14 protein-coding genes are annotated in these 20,331 nt (G+C 73.8%); 3 read left to right on the top strand and 11 right to left on the bottom strand.

Translation table 11 applies throughout. The features are described 5' to 3' along the window. Window positions 1-113 precede the first annotated feature (113 nt). The gene (locus tag ACIG47_RS02045; RefSeq protein ID WP_397429393.1) at window positions 114-1,511 is read right to left on the bottom strand and encodes an ABC transporter substrate-binding protein; all 1,398 of its coding nucleotides are present in this window, start codon (window positions 1,509-1,511) and stop codon (window positions 114-116) included. A 277-nt stretch (window positions 1,512-1,788) separates the two neighbouring features. Here ACIG47_RS02045 and map point away from each other — a divergent pair, with 277 nt between their 5' ends. Beyond that, window positions 1,789-2,565 (top strand): type I methionyl aminopeptidase, encoded by a 777-nt coding sequence (map, locus tag ACIG47_RS02040; protein ID WP_397416378.1) that lies wholly within the window; start codon window positions 1,789-1,791, stop codon window positions 2,563-2,565. Window positions 2,566-2,577: 12 nt separating this feature from the next. Here the strand turns inward: map and ACIG47_RS02035 are convergent, their stop codons facing one another. The 7 genes from ACIG47_RS02035 to ACIG47_RS02005 form a co-directional block, all read right to left on the bottom strand. Next, entirely contained in the window at window positions 2,578-3,429 is an 852-nt protein-coding gene (locus ACIG47_RS02035) for an HAD family hydrolase (protein ID WP_397429392.1), read from the bottom strand. Window positions 3,430-3,596: 167 nt separating this feature from the next. After that, window positions 3,597-4,400 (bottom strand): HAD family hydrolase, encoded by an 804-nt coding sequence (locus ACIG47_RS02030; RefSeq protein ID WP_397429391.1) that lies wholly within the window; start codon window positions 4,398-4,400, stop codon window positions 3,597-3,599. 108 nt (window positions 4,401-4,508) lie between these two features. After that, window positions 4,509-5,780, bottom strand: coding sequence for a serine--tRNA ligase (serS, locus tag ACIG47_RS02025; protein ID WP_397429390.1), 1,272 nt, complete (start codon window positions 5,778-5,780; stop codon window positions 4,509-4,511). 9 nt (window positions 5,781-5,789) lie between these two features. Beyond that, window positions 5,790-10,094, bottom strand: coding sequence for a hypothetical protein (locus tag ACIG47_RS02020; protein WP_397429389.1), 4,305 nt, complete (start codon window positions 10,092-10,094; stop codon window positions 5,790-5,792). Window positions 10,095-10,120: 26 nt separating this feature from the next. Beyond that, window positions 10,121-11,239, bottom strand: coding sequence for a diacylglycerol/lipid kinase family protein (locus ACIG47_RS02015; protein ID WP_397416367.1), 1,119 nt, complete (start codon window positions 11,237-11,239; stop codon window positions 10,121-10,123). Window positions 11,240-11,272: 33 nt separating this feature from the next. Beyond that, the gene (locus ACIG47_RS02010) at window positions 11,273-12,070 is read right to left on the bottom strand and encodes a glycosyltransferase (protein WP_142032120.1); all 798 of its coding nucleotides are present in this window, start codon (window positions 12,068-12,070) and stop codon (window positions 11,273-11,275) included. A 195-nt stretch (window positions 12,071-12,265) separates the two neighbouring features. After that, window positions 12,266-13,090 carry a DUF5926 family protein gene (locus tag ACIG47_RS02005; protein ID WP_397429388.1) on the bottom strand — a complete coding sequence of 275 codons (825 nt, stop codon included), beginning with the start codon at window positions 13,088-13,090 and terminating at the stop codon, window positions 12,266-12,268. Window positions 13,091-13,167: 77 nt separating this feature from the next. Between ACIG47_RS02005 and ACIG47_RS02000 the strand changes: the two genes are divergently transcribed. After that, window positions 13,168-14,688 (top strand): CoA transferase, encoded by a 1,521-nt coding sequence (locus tag ACIG47_RS02000; protein ID WP_397429387.1) that lies wholly within the window; start codon window positions 13,168-13,170, stop codon window positions 14,686-14,688. A gap of 247 nt (window positions 14,689-14,935) precedes the next feature. Here ACIG47_RS02000 and ACIG47_RS01995 read toward each other — a convergent pair whose 3' ends face one another. The 3 genes from ACIG47_RS01995 to ACIG47_RS01985 all read right to left on the bottom strand — a co-directional run bounded on the left by ACIG47_RS01995 (window position 14,936) and on the right by ACIG47_RS01985 (window position 19,193). Then, complete coding sequence (locus tag ACIG47_RS01995; protein WP_397429386.1) at window positions 14,936-15,811, bottom strand: hypothetical protein; 876 nt, start codon at window positions 15,809-15,811, stop codon at window positions 14,936-14,938. 248 nt (window positions 15,812-16,059) lie between these two features. Beyond that, complete coding sequence (locus ACIG47_RS01990) at window positions 16,060-17,547, bottom strand: hypothetical protein (RefSeq protein ID WP_397429385.1); 1,488 nt, start codon at window positions 17,545-17,547, stop codon at window positions 16,060-16,062. A gap of 143 nt (window positions 17,548-17,690) precedes the next feature. Next, a complete protein-coding gene (locus ACIG47_RS01985) occupies window positions 17,691-19,193 on the bottom strand; it encodes a glutamyl-tRNA reductase (protein WP_397429384.1) in 1,503 nt (500 codons plus the stop codon). A 49-nt stretch (window positions 19,194-19,242) separates the two neighbouring features. Here ACIG47_RS01985 and hemE point away from each other — a divergent pair, with 49 nt between their 5' ends. Continuing rightward, window positions 19,243-20,328 carry a uroporphyrinogen decarboxylase gene (gene hemE, locus ACIG47_RS01980; RefSeq protein ID WP_397429383.1) on the top strand — a complete coding sequence of 362 codons (1,086 nt, stop codon included), beginning with the start codon at window positions 19,243-19,245 and terminating at the stop codon, window positions 20,326-20,328. Window positions 20,329-20,331: the final 3 nt, after the last annotated feature.

The following is a 20,331-nucleotide window of genomic DNA, read 5'->3' as shown; positions in this document are numbered from 1 at the left end:
CTGTCGCTGTCCTGGTCCGGTCTCCCTTGACTGGGCCGGCCCCCAGCCTAGGACGGCGGAGGCGTGGGACTCGTGGTCCCACGCCTCCGCGCGTCATGCTCGAGGGCCGACCGTCAGTTCGACGGCCAGGAGTTCTCGATGGCGGTGGTGACTTCCTCGCTGCTCTGGTCGCTGGCGAACCACTCGATGATGCCGCTCCAGAACGTGTCCGTGCCGACGGCAGCCGGCATCAGGTCGGACGCGTCGAACCGGGCCACCGTGGCCTCGTCGGCCAGGATCTCCGCGGAGAGCTTGTCGAAGTCCGTGGCCAGGAGCTCCGGGTCGAGACCCTTGTTGGCGCTCACCCAGCCGCCGGCCGGGGTGGCCGCCGCCTTGGCGTTGGCCCAGTCCGCGCTCGACAGGTAGGTCTGGAAGGCGACGACCTCGGGACGGTCGGCGAACGCGCCGATGAACTCGCCGGCCACCAGGGTCGGCTTCTCGTCCTCGGTCATGGCCGGCAGGTAGAAGGCGTAGACGTCGCCGTCGGGCGCCACCTCGGTGCCCTCGGGCCACTGCGTCGCGTAGAAGTTCGCGGCACGGTGCATCCAGCAGTTGCCGTCCAGGATCGGGTAGCCCGCGTCGGTCCAGGTCGCCGTGGCGATCGAGTCGACGCCGCCCAGGCCGCCGTTCACGTAGTCCGGGTTCTTGAGGATCTCGCCGGCGGCGTCCCACGCCTCGACGATCTGCGGGTCGTTGAAGGGGATCTCGTGGGTGTACCACTGGTCGTAGACGTCCGGGCCCGCGGTGCGGAGCACGTTGTCCTCGATCCAGTCGGTGCCCGGCCAGCCGGAGGCGTCACCGGACTCCACGCCCGCGCACCAGGGGCGCGTGGCGCCCTCGTTGTTCTCGGCGATGGTGGCGGTGAGCTCGAGCATCTCGTCCCAGGTGGTCGGCACCTCGTAGCCGGCCTCCTCGAACATGGAGGGCGAGTACCAGACGAACGACTTCACGTTGGAGCCCAGCGGCGCGGCGTAGAACGTGCCGTCGACCGTGCCGTACTCCTTCCACTCCGGGGCCCAGCCCTCGTCGACGTTCGCCTCGACCTGCTCGGGGGCCGGCAGGACGGCGTCGTAGTCGCGCACCAGGGACTGGAGCAGACCCGGCTGCGGCAGGATGGCGATGTCCGGCGGGTTGCCCGCCTGGACACGCGTCGGGAGCTGCGCCTCCATCTCGCGCGACGCCTCGTACTCGACCGTCACGCCGGTGCACTCCTCGAACGGCTCGTAGGACGCCGTCTGGGTCTCGGCTTCGGGCTCGACGATGGTCGTGTAGACGGTGACGGTCTTGCCGTCGAGGTCACCGAACTCGTCGAACGCGCTGCAGTCGATCTCGTAGCTGGCCGCCTCGCCGCCGCCACCACCGTCACCGCCGCCGTCATCGGTGTCGGCACACGCCGACAGGATCAGGGCCAGGCTCGCGCCGGTCGCCGCGACGGCGATCGCCCGGCGCTTGGAAGCCTTCCGGATAGTCATCTCGTGCTCCTCCACTGCTTCGTGGGCTCAGAACCCTCTGACATGCGGGTACGGCCCGGCAGACTGCCAGGTTGCCCTTCGTCAACGCAACCGTGGTTTACGATCCAATGCAAGCCCATACAGCACCGGCTTGCATTACGAAACCGTTTCAATCACCCGGGCCGCTCAAGCCGGGTGAATCCCCTGGTCGGCTCGGTGCAACGAATCGGCTGACCGTCGGCGGCGGGACGTAGGCTTGTGCCCGCCAGGACCCTGGTGCACCGACGGAAGGACGGACATGATCGAGCTGAGGACGCCGCGCGAGATCGAGGAGATGCGCCCGGCGGGACGCTTCGTCGCGGACGTGCTCCTCGCCGTCCGGGAGGCCGCCGGCGTGGGTGTGAACCTGCTCGAGCTCGACGAGGTCGCGCACAAGATGATCCGCGACCGCGGCGCGGAGTCGTGCTACATCGACTACCACCCGTCCTTCGGCGCCATGCCGTTCGGCAAGACCCTGTGCACCTCCGTGAACGACGCCGTGCTGCACGGCCTCCCGTACGACTACGCGCTGCAGGACGGTGACCTGCTGTCGATCGACTTCGCCGCGTCCGTCAACGGCTGGGTGTCCGACTCCGCGCTGTCGTTCGTGGTGGGCAACCCGGCGCCGGGCCGCGCCGAGGCCGACGCCACGCTGATCCGCACCACCGAGGTCGCACTCGAGGCCGGCATCGCCGCCGCGCGCCCGGGCAAGAAGATCGGCGACATCTCCGCCGCCATCGCCGAGGTCGCGCACGCCGCCGGGTACTCGATCAACACCGACTTCGGCGGGCACGGCGTGGGCCGCACCATGCACGGCGACCCGCACGTGCCGAACAACGGGCGCGCGGGCCGCGGGTTCCCGCTCAAGCCGGGCCTGGTCATCGCCGTCGAACCGTGGTTCCTGGAGACCACTGACGAGATCTTCACCGACCCCGACGGCTGGACGCTGCGCTCGGTGGACGGCTCGCGCGGCGCGCACTCGGAGCACACGATCGCCATCACGGACGGCGACCCGATCGTCCTCACGGCCCGCTGACGGCGGGGCTGGTCAGAGAAGGGTCTTCAGGGCCTGGATCACGCCGTGCTGCGTGATGTCGCCGACGGTCTCGTCGGCGATCGCCTTGACCTCGTCCGGCGCGTGCCCCATGGCGACCGACCGGGCGGCCCAGCTCAGCATCTCGATGTCGTTCAGGCCGTCGCCCACGGCCAGCGTGTTGTGCGCCGGGACGCCGAGCACCGTACGGACGCTCTCCAGCGACGTCGCCTTGCTGAGCCGGCGCGGCGTCACGTCGATCCAGTCGGGCCCGGCGGGGGTGGCGGTCACGCCGTGCCGGCGCAGCGCGTCCAGCAGGTCCAGCACGTGCGGGCCGCGGAGGATCGCACGCGAGGCGGGCAGCTCGCCCAGCTCCTCGGTGGTGACCGCCCGCTGCGCCCCGTTGACCTCGTGCGGTGCGAAGGGCCGGTTCACGCGGTAGCCGACGCCGATCTCCTCGACGCCGATCTGCACGTCCGGGAAGCGGCTGAGCGCCATCTGGGCCACCGGCCCGACGTCGAACGTCAGCACGTCCTCCAGCATGTAGCCGTTGGTGCAGGTGGCGCACAGCCGGGCCGTCACCGCACCGTTGGAGGCAACCACCCACCCGTCCGTGATGCCGAGCTCCCGGGCCACCGGCAGGATCCCCGTCAACGACCGTCCCGACGCGAGGACCACGTGGTGCTTGCGGCTGCGGACGAGCCGCACCGCCAGCACCGTCGGCTCGGGCACCCGCTGCCCGGTGACCAACAGGGTCCCGTCGATGTCGAGGGCGACCAGATGAGGCGCGTCGTTGCGCACTCGCATGGACACCGGTTGGTCGTCCAGGATCATCACGTACCCCCATGGCACCGTGAGCGCCGTCACCCTTCGACGGATCGCGCCCAAATGTACAGGCATCCGCCCGTGGTTCCATACCTTTGCACGAATAACTTTGACCTGCGTCGTGGACCCGCCGGTTTTTCTTGCCGCAGCCGAACCGTTATCTTCCCGGACCGCCCGGAGCGGCCCTCAGTGCGGCCCCGGACCGTCGCTCAGAGCAGGGAACGCAGCACCGCGACGGCGCCGTCGTCGTCGATCGAGCCCGTCACCTCGTCGGCCGCGGCCTTCACGGGGTCGGTCGCGTGGCCCATGGCCACGCCGCGCCCCGCCCAGCGCAGCATGTCGACGTCGTTGTTGCCGTCGCCCACCGCGATCGTGTCCTGCGGCGCCACGCCGAGCGCCGCACGCACCATCTCCAGGCCCGACGCCTTGGTCACGCCCTGTGGTGCGACGTCCATCCATGCGGACCAGCCGACGGCGTAGGTGACGTCGTCGAACCCGAGACGTGCGGCGATCTCGTGGAACTCCGCGCTGGTCTCGCCCGGGCTGCGCACCACCACGCGGGTGACCTGCCCCGCCCACAGGTCCTCGAAGTCGACCACGCGGTGCTCGCCGTCGAGCTCGCCCTCCGGGAAGAGCTCGGTCATCCGGAAGCCGATGCCGACGTCCTCGACCGCGTACCGCGCGTGGGGAAGCTCTTCCTTGAGCATGCGGAGCACCGGCTCCGGGTCGAAGGTCTCGACCCGTTCCAGCACGTAGCCCGTCTCGGCACGCGGGTCGAGGCGGGCCGTGACCGCGCCGTTCGACGCGACGATCCAGGACTCCTCGATCCCGAGCTTCGCCGCGACCGGGGTCATCGCGATGAGCGACCGGCCGGACGCCAGCACCACGTGGTGCCCGGCCGCCCGGACGGCGGCGACGGCGTCGCGCGCGGCGTCCGAGAGCACGTCGTCGTACGTGACGAGGGTGCCGTCGATGTCGAGGGCGATGAGCTTGGTTCCGGAGTCGCGAGCCACACCCGCACCCTACCGACCGACCTGTGAACACCAGCCGTCCGGGGCCGGGTGATCGGTGGAACGTCCGGTGATCGGCGGCGGACGCCGCCGATCACCGCGCGCCGCGCGTCACTTCGCGGGCTCGAGGACCTCCAGGCCGCCCAGGTACGGACGCAGCCCCTCCGGGACGTACACCGAGCCGTCGACCTGCTGGTGGTTCTCGAGGATCGCCACGATCCAGCGGGTGGTGCCGAGCGTGCCGTTCAGCGTGGCGACGTTGCGGGTCGAGCCGTCCTCCGTGCGCTCGCGCACGCCCAGGCGGCGGGCCTGGAACGTGGTGCAGTTCGACGTCGAGGTGAGCTCCAGCCAGCGCTCCTGGGTGGGCAGCCAGGCCTCGCAGTCGAACTTGCGGGCCGCCGACGAGCCCAGGTCGCCCGCCGCCGTGTCGATGACACGGTAGGGCAGCTCGACCTTGGCCATCATGGCCTCCTCCCAGCCCAGCAGGCGCTGGTGCTCGGCCTCGGCGTCCTCGGGGGCGCAGTAGCTGAACATCTCGACCTTGTGGAACTGGTGCACGCGGATGATCCCGCGCGTGTCGCGGCCCGCCGAGCCGGCCTCACGGCGGTAGCAGGCGCTCCAGCCGGCGTAGCGCAGGGGGCCGTCCGCGAGGTCGACGATCTCGTCGCTGTGGTAGCCGGCGAGGGCCACCTCGGAGGTGCCGACCAGGTACAGGTCGTCCTTCTCCAGGCGGTAGATCTCGTCGGCGTGCGCGCCCAGGAAGCCCGTGCCCTGCATGGTCTCGGGCTTGACGAGGGTGGGCGTGATCATGGGCGTGAAGCCCTCCTGCACCGCCTGGTCCATCGCCATGTTCAGCAGCGCGAGCTCCAGCCGCGCGCCGATGCCGGTGAGGAAGTAGAACCGGGCGCCCGACACCTTCGCACCGCGCTTGGTGTCGATCGCGCGCAGGCCCTCGCCCAGCTCGAGGTGGTCCTTGGGCTCGAAGCCCTCGGCCGCGAAGTCGCGCCGCGTACCCACCTGCTTGAGCTCGATGTAGTCCTCCTCGCCACCGGCGGGAGCGCCCTCGATCACGTTCGCGATCGCGTACAGCACACGGTCGAGCTCCTGCTCCGCCTCCGCGGCGGCGGCCTGGTGGCTCTTGACGTCCTGCGCGAGCTGCTTGGTGTGCGCGAGCAGGGCCTGCTTCTCGTCCCCCTGGGCCTGCGCCACCTTCTTGCCCAGGGACTTCTGCTCCGCGCGCAGGTTCTCGAACTCCGCCAGGGAGGAGCGGCGACGGGCGTCGGCGTCCAGCGCCGCGTCCACGAGGTCGGGGTCGTCGCCGCGGGCCACCTGGCTCGCGCGGACGACGTCGGGGTTGTCGCGCAGAAGTCGGAGATCGATCACGGGTCGAGCCTATCGGGGCCGTGCCAGAGTTTTCGTGCGCAGCGCGACCATCGTGACCAGGGGCACGGCCGGGATGAGCGCGATCACCGCGATGCGCAGGCCGAAGTCGTTCACGAGCGAGCCCAGCACGGCCACCACCCACATCGCCACGAGCGCCGGCCGGAAGAACTCCCAGCGCTCCTGCGCACGCGTGTACCAGGCGGGCAGCCAGCGCTCGCGCCAGGCCACGGGGCCGAACAGGGCCAGGCCGACCACCACGAGCACCACGACCGTGACCCAGATCGCGGGCCCGCCGGTGATCGAGCCCAGCGCGTACATGGCCTTGCGCAGCACGGTGGACACGGCCTCGCCGGTGACCACCTGCTCGACGAACCGCCCGAGGTGCGAGCGGGAGTCGGGCGGCCGCAACCAGTCGAGGATGCCCACGACGGCGACGACGCCCACGCCCGCCGCCGCGACACCCGTGAACCGCCAGAACGTGAGCCGTAGCCCGGAGGCGGCCGTGGCGACCACCACGAAGGCCGGCACGAGCACGAGCCCGCCCCCGAGGTCGGCGCCCAGGTTGGGCAGCACGTCGACGGCCATGGCGATGACGCCCACGACCGACACGGCGAGCGTCGCCAGGACCCGGCGGCCCCGTGTGACCAGGAGCTGGGCCAGCGCGGCCGCGAGCGCGATCGCCGCCACGGCGTAGACCGAGAACGTGGGGTTGCCGAACCCGTAGAAGCGCGCGCCGAACGTCGGCGCGGAACCGAGCGGGGCCGCACGGTTCAGGGGCGTCCCGAACAGGGCGTCGATCGTGAGCGCCACGAACGTGATGCCCGCGACCACCACGGGTGCCGCCCAGAGCGGACGGCGCGGCGCGAGCAGGCTCAGCCCCGTCACGGCGGCCGTCACCAGCACCGTGGCGCCCACGATCGCCAGCACGGGCAGGTCGAACCGCCACCAGCCGGTGAGGGACACCAGGAAACCGCCGGCCGGGAGCGCGGTCAGCGCGGTGGCGCAGACCTCGGCCGCGCGCTGCCACCCGGACGGCACGTCCCCCAGGCCGCGCACTCGGCGCCGGTACGGCACCCACCAGCACACCGCCGCGAGCGCGAGGCCCACCCAGAACGGCACGTCCACCAGCCAGATGTACGCGTCACGGCGCACGTGGTCCCGGGCGGTCATGTCCGCGAGCTCGTCGGCGGTGAGCCAGGCCGAGGCGGGCCGTTCCCCGGCGCGCACCAGCGGCGTCGGGTCGATCGCGGCGGGCCGGTCCACGCCGACGGCGTCGAGCACCGCGGCCGGGACGTCCATCAGCCGGGCCACGCCCTCCGTGCGGGTCGCCGTGCTGCCCAGGTAGCGGGGCAGGCCCTCGTTCGCCGCGGACGGGCGCATCATGGCGAGCCCCAGCTCCAGCGCGCGCTCCGGCACGGTCGCGACGTCGATGACCAGCACGGTCGTGTCCGCGGGAGCCGCGTCCAGGACGCGCCACACGGCGAGGTCGACGTCGGAGACGAGGTCGGCGCGCAGCGCCTCCACCTGGTCCCGGCCGTCGGGCTGCTTCTCCAGCTCGGCGCGCTCCGTGACGTCCAGCAGGGCGGACCCGGCGTCCACGAACGTGATCGGGCAGTCCCACGCGCCCGACCCTTCGGCCACCGCCGTGTCGAGGTCGAAGTACCGGCCGACGCTGCCGTCGCGCCCGGCGAGCGCCACCGCGGCGCCCGGGCCGACCGCCGTCGTGCACTCGTCCGCCAGGGCCTCGCCGAGGGTACCGGGGTGCGCGGCGTAGCCGGACCCGCGCTGCAGCTCGGTGAGGCGGTCCCACTGGTCGACGACGGCGGGGCTGTCGCCTCGCGCCGGCGTCACGGTGATGTCGTCGCAGATCCAGTGACGGTCGGCGTCGCGCTCGTCGGCGATCTCGGTGAGCCGGCCGGCCGAGAGGCTGAGCCAGCCGCTGTCCGGGCAGCGCGCCGCGCGGCCGTTGGGGAGCGTGAGGCCCGCGGCGTCGGCGCCGTCGGTGAGCATCCCGTACAGGGTCGGCGCGGGGGCCTGACCGGTGTCCGGGGACGGTTTCACGTCGGTCCAGCGCAGTCCCTCGGTGCCGATCACGACCAGGCTGCCGCCCGGCGGGACGATCGGCGCGGCCGTGGCGAGCGAGCCGGACTCCTCGCCGGCGGCGTCGGCCCCGGGCACCGGGAGCAGCGCGGCCGCGAACAGCAGGCTGAGCAGCAGCGCGCCGGACAGGCCCAGGACCGCCGACGGCACGCCACGCACAGACGCGGCGGTGGCGGGCACCGCCGCACGACCGGGGGCCGGCGGAGCGGTCCCCGGTCCCGTCCGGGGCGCGGACAGCGGCAGCCAGCCACGCAGCAGGCGGACGCGGGCCACCAGCCCGGGGCGGGCCACGAGCAGGGCGACCAGCGCGAACGGCACGAGCAGGAGCAGTCCCCGCGGGCGGTCACCCAGGAACGGCGCGGCGTCCACGCCCACCGTCACGAGCGCGACCACGGCCACCACGGCGACCGCCGTCGAGACCGGGCGCCCGGGCCGACGGCGGTCGCCGCCCCCGGCGGCCGCGCCTCCGGTCCGGCGCAGCACCGCCGCCGCGAGCCCGGCGGCGAGCACCAGGCCGGCCACGGCGTAGAGCACGAAGGCCACGTCGGAGAACCCGTAGAAGCGGTCGGCCGTCGCGAGGGACGGCCCCAGCAGGGACCTCTGCAGCAGCGTGAACCCGGTGATCCCGTCCACCGTGAACACCAGCCAGGTGACACCCGCCGCCGCCAGGGCGTCGCGCCACGGCAGCGGGGGCAGCAGCCCCGCCAGGCCGCGCACGGTGAGCGCGACGACGACCGTGGCCACCGTCAGCGAGAGAGCCAGGCCGAACTCGGGCGCCGGCCACACCCACCACCGGCTGAGCGTCGCCAGGCTGGCCGCCGCCGGGGCCGAGACGGCGAGCAGCGCGGCACCGAGCGCGATGCGCCGGCGGTACGGGCCCGGCTCCCGGCGCGGCCGCCCCGTGCGACGGGGCAGGACCAGCACCAGGACCGCGGCCAGCAGGAACAGCACGATCGCGCCCGCGAAGGCCGGGACCTGCGCGGGGATCGTGTCGGCCAGCACGTTGATGTACTGGCGGTTCTCGACGGTCCGGGCGACCGTCGTGCGGCGGGGTTCACCCACCTCGATGGGCATGCCGTCGATCGTCTGCTGCTCGACGACGGGCGCCAGGCCGGGCTCCTCGGCCGCCGGGTCGGGGAGCGCGCCCCCGGCCTCGGCGGCGGTCGCCGTGAGGTCGGTGAGCTGGACGAACCCGGTGCTGCGCGACGCGTCGGAGGTCAGCCACCGCACGCGGGGGACGTCCACCACCCAGTCGACCACGACCTGGAGGCCCTGCTGCGTGAGCGGGGTGTCGGCGATGCCCGTGACGAGCACACGGGTGCCGGACGGCAGGCCGGTGCGCAGGGTGCTCAGCGTGTCGTCCAGGGCGTCGAGCGCCTCGGCGCGTTCCGGTCCCTCGGGCAGGCTCCCGGCGTCGATCACGGTCACCGGGCACTCGGCCAGGAGCTCGCCCCAGGCGGGACCGGGTGCGGCGGCCTCGCCGTCCGCCTGCTCGGCGCCGGCCCGCGCCGTGCCCTCGACCAGGGCGTCGAGCGACGGGACGTACCGGTCCACCGTCCCGTTCTCCCGGGCCAGCATCACGGCCGCGCCCGGCCCGACGGCCGTCGAGCAGGCGTCGGCCTCGTCCAGCAGGCCACCGAGAAGACCGGGGGCGGGGGCCTGCTCGGCGGCGTCGGCCTCGTCCTGCTCGTCGTCCGCGCGCTCCGGGAGCCCGGCCCAGCCGTCCACCGTCGCCGCGGCGGGCTTCCACCCGCCGGTACCCAGTGCCCGGGGCACCGGGGTGCACGACGTCGCCCCGCGCTCCTCGGGCGACCGCTCGTCCTGCTCGGCGTCCGGCGCGTCGGCGCGCTCGGCGCTGCCGGCCGAGACCGTCCGGCTGCCCGCGGACAGCGTCAGCCAGGCGTCGAGGGGACACGTCGCGGGCGCCGCGGTGCGGACGTTGATGGACGCGACGGAGCCGCCGCCGATCATGTGCCAGAGGTTGGGTGTGGTGTTGCGCGACACGTCGGTCCAGCGCAGGCCCGCGACGCCGACCACCACCACGGGGGCGGCGGGCTCGGCCTTCTCGTCCGCCGCGAGGTCCGGCGCCGTCACGGAGACCGGCGCGGACACGGGTGCGGCCCACGCCGCCGACCCGCCCGGTCCCAGCACGGCCGCCATGAGCATGACCAGGAGTACGGGCACGGTCAGGGCTCGCGCGGAACGGGGATTCACCCGCCCAGGGTAAATGGCGCGCGGCGTCACGGTGCGCGGACGAGCAGCGCGCCCGCCTGCACGTGCACGTCGATCTCGACGGCGCGCCCGAGCGGGTCGCCGTCCACCTGGGCCTCCTCGCCCGCCGGGACGCGGATGCGGGCGCGCCGGGCCTTGGTGTGGTCGATGCGGCCGAGCTTCTCCGGCAGCTCGCTGCGCACTCCCACGCCCTGCATCGCGATCTCCAGCGTGAGCTGGGCCCAGCCGAACACCCCGCCGCGGACGTCGACGGCCGCGACGTCGAGCACGCCGTCGTCGAGCACGGCGTCGGGCAGCAGGGTCACGCCGCCCGGGAGCATGCCGCAGTTGCCGACCATGATCGAGCGGGCGCGGGCCTCCACGGGTGCGCTGTCGTCGAGCTGGAGGGTGGCGCGCATGCGCCGGGCCTGCATGTGCGACAGCCCGGCCACGAAGTAGGCCACCCAGCCCACGCGCTTCTTCAGGCCGGCGTCGGCGCTGGCGACCATCGCCGCGTCGAAGCCCAGCCCGGCGATGACGAGGAAGATGTGCCGGCGCTCGGTGTCGGGCTCGTGGTCCGGCTGGTTGGGGTGGTCGCCGTTGCGGGGCTCGTCGGCGAACTCGGTCACGCGCAGCCAGCCGACGTCGATGGCCCGGGTGCGGCCGTGCACGATCATGTCGAGCGCCTCGTCCACACCCGTCAGCGGGAGCTCGAGGTTGCGTGCCAGGAGGTTGCCCGTGCCGACGGGGAGCACGCCCATCGGCGTGCCCGAGTCGACCATCGTCTCGGCGACGGCCCGCACGGTCCCGTCGCCGCCCGCCGCGACCACGATGTCGGCCCCGTCCGCCAGGGCGCGGCGGGCCGGACCCTGCCCCGGGTCGTCCACCGTGGTCTCGTACCAGAGCGGCTCGGCCAGGCCGTGGGCGTTGCAGTACGCGCGAACCTGGACCTGGAGGCCCGCAGCACCCTGCTTCGACGGGTTCACGACCACCGCCAGCCGGGGCGCCGCGTCCGCGCTCTGCGCCACCGCGCGGCGGGGACCACGACGGCGCATCCGGGCCTGCTGCGTCCAGACCACGGCGGCCACGGAGAGCGCCAGCACCGCGATGGCGATCGCGACGATCCCGAGCCAGGCCTGCCACTCCATGGGCTCAGAGTACGGGGCTGTCCTGGGGGTCGATCAGCTGCGGACGTTCGAGCCCGCGTGCCGCACCGCGTCCACCGCGCCACGCATCTTGCGCGCGTTCACGGCCAGCAGGACGTCGCGGTACTGGGCGGCACGGTGGATCTGGCCCTTGAGATCGTTCGCGGAGGCCCGGTGCTTGAGGTCGCACGGCACCTCGACGGCGACGTACCCCTTGCGCAGCAGGTCGATCGTCATGCCCGTCTCGACACCCCAGCCGCGCGCGAGCGGGGTGGCCGCCTCGAACGCCTCGCGGGTCAGGCAGCGCATGCCGGACAACGGCTGCGACGGGCTCCAGCCCGTCATCGCCTCGATCGCCCGTCGCGACGCGCCCACCACGACGCCACGGCCGCCGGCACCCGCCTGCTTGGGCAGCAGCGCGATCGCCAGATCCGCCACGCCCTCGCGGACGGGCCGGACGAGCGGTGCGGTGTTGACCGCGGTGTCGCCGAGGTCGCCGTCGATGAACATGAGGAGACGCGGCGGGCGCCCGTCGGCGTCACGCATCGCGACCACCGCCGCGCCCGTCTCCATCGCGGCGGCCTTGCCGCGGTTGTGGGAGTGGCGCACGACGACGGCGCCGGCGGCACGCGCGACGTGCTGCGTGTCGTCCTCGGAGCCGTCGTCGACCACCAGCACGAGGTCGACGTGCGGGATCGCACGCGCGGAGCGCACGGTAGCCGCAATGCGCTCGGCCTCGTCCTTGGCGGGGATGATCGCCGCCACCCGCTGGACGTTCTTGCCTGCCTGTGCATTGCCGGGACGCGTGGTCTTCGCGACCGGGAGAGCGTTCACACCTGTCCTGCCTGAAGCGTCGATTTGCCGTGGTGGGTGTTCGGATAGTCCTTTGCTTGGTGAGTGCAAAGGTTTACCCCTGGAATCCTACTCCCTTGGTCCGCTAGTTGCCGAAACCTGGACCGCTCGTGGCGATCCGCGGTGACTGCCGACGCGTTCCGAGCCGCTCGCGCACGACCGGCCGGGGTGTCCGGTCTAGCGCAGGGTGACCTGCCGGGAGACGATACCTGCTCTTGCGCGTCGCTCGTTCGCATCAAGCGGCTCCTTGGTGGAAAGTGCTTTCGCGAGCTTCTCGCCGAGCTCAGCCAGGGGCCCTTCGAGGTCCTCCGCCTGCGTGCCCTTCGGCAGCTCCCAGACCGGGACCACCAGCCCGGACGCACGAAACGCTCCCACGAACCTTCCACCCGCCAGCCCTGACTCGCGCTTTGCGTGCAGCCGGGAGATCGCGTCGATCACGTCGTCCTCTGGTTCGGGGCGCGCCCAGCGCAGGAACTCGCGGGTCATGCTGCACCAGTAGGCCGACTCGACCGACGCCACCTTCACCGTGGGGATCGCGCCGTCGGCGGCGTCCTCCAGGTTCTGCTTGAGCTCGGGCGTCACGTCGGCGCTCGGGTCGAGCCAGTAGTCGAACGACTCGTGCACCGTGACCTCGAACGGCACGCTCAGGTCCAGCACGTCCTGCAGGCGCGGGCCCTCGCCCGGCAGCGCACCCGACTCCACGGCGGTGCCCGGCTCGAGCTCGATCGCCTGCAGCAGCGCGGCGGCCAGGTCGCGGCTCACGTCGCCCGAACCCACGATGCCCTGCACGGCCAGCAGGATCGTGCCGTCCGCACGGTGCAGCGCCGTCCACGCACCCGGCAGGAGCGTCACGATCGTCACGTCGCGGGCGCCGTACTCAGCGGTGGTGCGGGCCGTCGCAGTGGCCGACGGGACGATCTCGCGCATCGCCACCCAGTCGGTCTCGCCGGGGAGGCCCTCGAAGGGCCGGAGCACGAAGTCGGTGGAGGGGTTCTTGGCCATGCGGCGAGTGTATCCGCGCACCTGGTCCCAGATCTGTCGGGCCGGTGATGTTTCCCGGGCAGGGCGATGATGAGGTCGTGGAACCCTGGCTCGCCGCCCACCTGCCCGTGCTCGACCTGGCGCTCGACGCGGTCCGGGCGGTGCAGCACGCGACCCGGCGCGCGGGTGGGAGCGGCGGGGCCGGCGCCGCCGGCGGACGAGCCGCCACCCGGGCGGTGCACGCCGAGCCCGACGCCCGGCGCGTCGCGGCCGCCTTCGCCTCCGACCGGTTGTTCGCGCTCGACGGCCGGCCCGTGACGGGGTTCGCGGAGCTGTCCGGCTTCTTCCGGACGGCGGACGGCTGGGTGCGCACCCACGCCAACTACCCGCACCACCGGGCCCGGCTGACCGCCCTGGCCGGCCTGCCGGACGACGTCGGCCGGCCCGCGTTCGCGCAGCGCCTCGCCGAGCTCTCGGCGCACGACCTGGAGGACGGCGCTGCTGCGGCCGGCGCGATCGTGGCGCGTGTGCGCACCGAGCAGGAGTGGCGGGAGTCGGAGCCGGGGCGCGCCGCGGCGGCCGGCCCGCTGGTGCGGGTCACGCCCGCGAGCGGCCCGGGTGACGCGACCCGGTCCCTCGCGCGGCACGCGCGAGCCGGCGGGTCACCGGCGGACCGGAGCGGGGCGGCGTCCGCGGCCGGCGGGACGGCCGCGGGCGGGATCGGCGGCGGCGGGACCGGCGGCGGCGGGACCGGCGGCGGCGCGGCACCCCTGAGCGGCGCGGCACCCCTGAGCGGCGTCCGCGTGCTCGACCTGACCCGGGTGATCGCCGGCCCGGTCGCGACCCGCACGCTCGCGCTGCTCGGCGCCGACGTGCTGCGCGTGGACCCGCCCGACCCCGCGGAGATCCCGTGGCAGCACCTCGACACCGGGCAGGGCAAGCGCAGCACGGTGCTGGACCTGCGCGACGGGGCCGACCTCCGCACCGCACAGGAGCTGCTCGACGCCGCCGACGTGCTGGTGACCGGCTACCGCCCCGGTGCCGTGGAGGCGCTCGGACTCCGGGTACCGCCCGGCGTCGTGACGGGGCGCGTCTCCGCGTGGGGCGACACCGGGCCGTGGGCAGGCCGGCGCGGCTTCGACTCGATCGTGCAGGCGGCGAGCGGCATCGCCCTGCTGGAGGGGCACGACGGCGTACCCGGGGCGCTGCCCGCCCAGGCGCTCGACCACGCCTCGGGGTACCTGCTCGCGGCGGGGATCGTCGATGCGCTCACGCTCCGGGACGGAGGGGACGACGGGGCTCCCGACGGCGGAGGCGGCCCCGGCCGCAGGGCTCCGGACGGCGGAGACCCCAGCCGCGGGCGCTCGGGCGACGGGGCTGCGGGCCGCACGGCCGGCGACGGCCTCGGCCGGGACGTGTCGGTCTCGCTCGCGCGCACCGCGACCTGGCTGCTGGACCTGCCGGGCCGGGACCCGCTGCACCCACCCGCAGCGACACCGGACGGCCCGACCGTGACCCACGCCGGCGTGACCACCGCATGCCCGGCACTCCCGGGCTATGCCGACTACCCGCACCCGGCCCACGCCTGGTCCACGGACCCGCCCACCTGGCCCAGCTGACCCTTCTCCGTCAGAAGGCTCACCTGCTGCGGTTCGTTCAACAGGCCGCAGGGTGCCGTAACCGGCACGGTCATGGTCGTCCCGGGCCTGCTGAACAGACGTCAGCGACGCTGAGGAAGCCCTCGGAGAGGTCAGGGGGTCTCAACCACTCCCAGGGGACGTCGGTCAGCCCCAGGAGCGGCAGCCCGCCGGAGGGATCAGGTGCGGCAGCCCACCGGAGGGATCAGGTGCGGCAGCCCCGGAGGGATCAGGCGCGGGAGCGGCCGCGACGGGCCAGCACGAGGGCGCCGGCGCCGCCCACCACGAGCGCTCCGGCAGCCGCCGTCAGGGTGGCGGCCTCGGCGCCGGTCAGGGCGAGCTTGATCGGGGCGTCGAGGGTGGCCTCGGCGAGCGCGGACGCGTCCTGCTCGATGCCCTCGGCGCGCTCCGGCACGTACGAGGTGAGCTCGGCCCCGGCGGTGTCGGCCGACGTCGGGCCCTCCCACTGCTGACCGGGAGCCTGGACGGCCACCGGCTCGGACGTGGCCGTCGCCGTGGGCACCGCATCCGTCGTGGCGGCCTGCGTGACCGTCCGGGTCTGGGTCTGCTCCTCGACGACCGGTGCGGTGGCGGGCACGCTCTGCACCGGCTTGACGACCTCGGGCTCGGGCTTCGGGGCGGGCGCCGGGGCGGCCTCCTCGGCTGCCTCGACGTACTCCCGGACCGCCTCGCGCACCCGCTCGCGGTCCTGCTCGTCCCAGCCGCCCTGCTTCCAGCCGTCCTGCTGACCGTCCTGCTGGGTCTGGCCGCCCTGCTCCCAGCCCGCCTGCTGGGTCTGGTCGGCGTCCCGGCCGCAGTTGCCCTGGGAGCCGTACCGCGGCACGTCGTAGTTCGGCTCGGTGTAGCTGGCGGGCTCGTACGAGCGCGGGGCCTCGTGGGACTGGCGGCCGCGGTCGTACCCGGAGTGACCGTCGTAGCCCGACGAGTGGCCGTCGTAGCCGCCGTGACCGTGGTGGCCGCCCCCGTCGTGCGCCATCGCCGGGCTGGCGACGGCCGTCGCGGCGGTGGCGAGCGCGATCGTCGCCACGACACGGGTGGCCGTGGACTTGGCGGCGGACGAAGGCTTGACGGCGGCGTGCTTCATGAGAGCTGCTCCAGCTGGTCGGCTACAACGGCCCGGATCCCGGGGGCCGCGACGACGCTACCCGATCTCCCTTCGGTGAAAAAGGGGCACTTACGAAAAAGCTGATGTAACGGTAACGATTGGATAACAACGGCGTTATCGATGGAACCTCCTCAAAGCGCCGAAAAACGCAAACAGGGTGGAGTGCCGATGGCACTCCACCCCGTTGCGTCAAGTCCGAAGAGGCTGGGGTCCTCTTGGGTTTCAGGTCAGGAAAGGCCGCCCAGCAGCCCGCCCGTCAGACCGCTCACGGCACCGCCGGTCAGGCCGTCCACGGTGTCCGTGACGCCACCGACGGTGTCGGTCACGGCGCCACCGGCGACACCCTTGACGGTGCTGCCCACGGTGTCCACGACGGGCTTGGCCATGCCGTCCACGACGACGTCCTTCACGACGGGCTTGGCGACACCCTCGACGACGACGTCCTCGACCAGCGGCTTCGCGACGCTGTCCACGACGGTGTCCTTGACGACCGGCTTCACGACGTTGTCGACCACGCCGTCCTTGACCACGCCACCGACGACGCCGTCGAGCACGACGTCCCCGACGACCGGCTTGGCGACGTGGTTCACGACGCCCGGCACGACGTCGCCGGTCACGGTGCCCACGGCACCCGGCACGACGGAGCCCGTCGCGGTGCCCACGGTCGAGGTGACGCCCGGCAGGACGCTGCCCTGCACGGAGCCCACGGCGCCCGGCACGACCTCGGTCACGGCCGGCTTCACGACGCCGTCCACGGCGACGTCGCCCACGACCGTCTCCACCGCGCCGGCGGCCGGCGTGGTGACCTTGGCGACCACGCCGGGCACGCTCGCGACGACGCCCGGGACGTTCGACACGACGCTGTTGACGACGCCACCCACGCCACCGAGCACGCCCGGCAGGTTGGCGGTGAGGCCGGCGACCGGAGCGGTCACGCCGCCCAGGACGTTCGGCAGGTTGCGGATCACGTCGGCCACGGTGGCCGGGACGCCGTCGACCACCTCGGTCGCGGTGCCCGCCACGCCGGCCACGGTGCCCGTGGCACCGGTCACGACGTCACCCGAGGCCACGCCGCCGACGACGCCGGAGACGGCGCCCGTCGCGGTGTTGAGGGCGCCACCGGCCACGCCGTTCACGACGTCGCCCTGCAGCACGCCGCCGGCCACGCCGTTCACGACGCCGGTGGCCGTGCCCACGGCGCCGGTGGCGGTGCCCACGACGCCGCCGCCGAGCACGGTCTGCAGCGCCGACTGGGCGGTGCCGGTCACGCCGGCGGCGGTACCCGTCACGCCGGACAGGGCGGAGCCGCTGGTGACGCCGCGCACGACGTCGGAGACGACCTGCGGGGCCGCACCCTGGACGGCGCCGGACACGAACTGCGCCGGCTTGTAGTTGGGGGCGAGCGCCGTGGTGGGCGCGATGGAGGCGGGGAGCTGCTTGGTCACGGCGTCCGCCGCGGGGACGGCAGCCGTGAGCTCGCTGAGGTCGACCGAGGTCGACGAGAGGGCCGGCAGGCCCTGCGTGAGGCCCTCGGCCGTGGTACCGAGGTCACCAAGGGAGTCCAGCGGCGAGGCCTCGGCGGCCATGGCCGGGGCGGCCATGCTCGTGGCCGCGGTTGCGATGGCGACGGTCGCGATGGTCCGCGCGCCCGCCGATGCGGTCTTCTTCTTGGGTGCTGCGTGCTTCAAAAGGTGCTCCAGCATCTCGTTGCGCATAAGCGCTTCGGTCCTTGAGCCACCGAACTTAGTCTTCACCCCCGGGTGAATAAAATCACCCTCATCACGATTCGATAACGATGGGTTGATTGGACCGCTAGAACCGGTCCGCCCGGCTTGTTCCTTAGCGTGACGCTAAGGCGTTATCGGCGTGGGGCCGATCCGGCGTCTCGACGTACGGACGCCTCCACCGTCAGGGCCTCGGCACCCTGCACCAGCGCGGCCTCCGCGGCCCGCGCCTCGGCGGTGGCCCGGGCACGGACCTCGACGATCCTGTCGTGCAGCTCGGAGTGCACCCGCTTGCGCACGTCACGGGCGATGGCATCGACGTCCGAGTCGTGCGGGGCCGGCTCGCCGCGTGCGGCCAGCTCGTCGGCGAGGCGCGCGACGACGTCGGCCACCTCGGCCCGGACCCGGACCTCCGCCTCGTCGAACAGCGCGACCACCGCGGCGTCGGCCTCCCGGCCCAGGCGGGTCTCCTCGAAGCGCTGGGCGGCGGCGTCCACGATGCCCTGCGCCTGGGCGACGACGTCGCGGGCCACCGCGGGCGCGTGCGCCTTGAGCGTGGCGAGGTCGTAGAGCAGCACGCCCTCCACGTCGGCGACACCCGGGTCGACGTCGCGGTGCAGCGCCAGGTCCAGGATCACCAGCGGACGGGGCTCCGGCTCGTCGCCCGCCCGGTCGGCGGCACGCTCACGCGCCCGGACCAGGCCTGCGGCGTCCAGCACGTGGCCGAGGCTCGCCTCGGGGCCCGCGTCGGTCGTCAGGTGCGGGAGCACGCCCGGGGCACCGAAGTTGCCGGACACCACGGCGGCGAGGTGCTCGTCGTGCCCGTCGGCCTGCTGCGGGTCGGCCTGCTCCGCCCGGGCCGCGAGCGCGCGCCCCCGGGCACCGCTGCAGCTGACCACCAGGTCGGCGTCGGCGAGCGCCTCGACGAGGGAGTCCACGGGCTGCACGTCGTGGGACGCGGCGAAGGCCGCGGCGCGGCCGGACTGGGAGTAGACCCGGATGTCGTCGCAGCCGCGCGCTCGCAGGGCCGCCACGGAGGCGCCGGCGTACGAGCCCGTGCCGATGAGCACCGCACGGGTACCGTCCCACGGCGGCAGCTCCCGCTCGGCGAGGTCCAGGGCGAGGGCCACGACGGACCGGCCGGCCGCGCCGAGCTCGGTGTCGGTGCCGACCCGCTTCGAGGTGCGGGACGCCGTCTGGAAGAGCAGCTCCAGGGTCTTCGAGGTGGTCTCCTGCTCGCGGGCCTCCGCGAGCGCCCGCTTGACCTGGCCGGCGATCTCACGCTCGCCCACGACCATCGCGTCCAGGCCCGACGCCACGGCGAACAGGTGCTCGGTGACCTCCGGCCCGGTGCGGACGGTGAAGCTGCGCGCGGCGACCTCCCCCGTGACGCCGGAGGCGTGCGCCACCAGCTCGGCCACGTGCCGGGTCGCGTGCCGCACGCTGTCGCCGCTGAGCGGCGCGTCGACGTCGAGGTAGAGCTCGAAGCGGTTGCACGTGGAGATCACGACGGCGCCCGCGACGGGGCCGCACGTACCCACGACGACACGACCCACTGACGACGAACCCGTGGACAGGCGCTCCAGCGCGTCGAGGTCGAGCTCGCGGTGGCTGGCGGTGAGGGAGAGGAGAACCACAGTGCTCCAACTTTATGCACCCTGGCCCGGCAGGGCAGAATCGTGAAGCGTGAAGTCCACCACCCTCGCGCCCGCCCACCCGCTCACCGACGGGCGGACCTCTGCCGCACCCCTGGTGCAGGCCCTGCGGGGTGAACGCCCGGGCCGGACGCCCGTCTGGTTCATGCGGCAGGCCGGCCGCTCGCTGCCCGAGTACCGCGAGGTGCGCCAGGGCACGGGCATGCTGGAGGCCTGCCTGCGCCCGGACCTGGCCGCCGAGATCACGCTGCAGCCGGTGCGCCGGCACGGGGTGGACGCCGCGGTGTTCTTCTCGGACATCGTGGTGCCGCTCAAGCTCGCCGGCGTGGGCGTGGACATCGCGCCGGGGGTGGGACCCGTGATGGACCAGCCCTACCGCACGGCCGACGACGTCGCCCGCCTGACCTCCCGCGGCCTGGACGACGCCGCGCTGGAGCCGATCCGCGAGGCCGTGGCGCTGACCGTGGCGGAGCTGGGGTCCACGCCGCTGCTCGGGTTCGGCGGCGCGCCGTTCACGCTGGCGGCCTATCTCGTGGAGGGCCGCCCGTCGCGCGACCACCTCGCGGCGCGGACCCTGATGCACGCCGACCCCGAGACCTGGGACGCGCTCGTGGCCTGGACCGCCGACCTCACCGGGGCGTTCCTCCGGGCCCAGGTCGAGGCGGGTGCGAGCGCCGTACAGCTCTTCGACTCGTGGGCCGGGTCGCTGTCCCTGGCGGACTACGCGGCGCGGGTCGCGCCGTCGTCGGCCCGGGCGCTGGCGTTCGTCGCGGACAGCGGCGTGCCGGCCATCCACTTCGGCACGGGCACCGGGCACCTGCTGCCGGCCCTGCGGGACGTGCTGGTCACCGCGGGCGTGCCGGACCACGCCGTGGGGATCGACTACCGGACCCCGCTCGACGAGGCCGCGGCGCTGCTGCCGGGCGTGCCGCTGCAGGGCAACATCGACCCGGCGCTGCTGGGCGCCCCGTGGGACGTGCTGGAGGCGCACGTCCGCGAGGTCGTCTCGCGCGGGCTCAAGGCGCCCGGGCACGTGGTCAACCTGGGGCACGGCGTGCCGCCGGACACCGACCCGACGGTGCTGACCCGCGTGGTCGAGCTGGTCCACTCGTTGTGACCT

The sequence above is a fragment of the Promicromonospora sp. NPDC052451 genome (assembly GCF_044547525.1).
In the GTDB taxonomy this organism is placed as follows: Bacteria; Actinomycetota; Actinomycetes; order Actinomycetales; family Cellulomonadaceae; genus Promicromonospora.
Note: the sequence above shows the minus strand (reverse complement) of the source record. Positions and strands in the feature narration are given on the sequence as shown.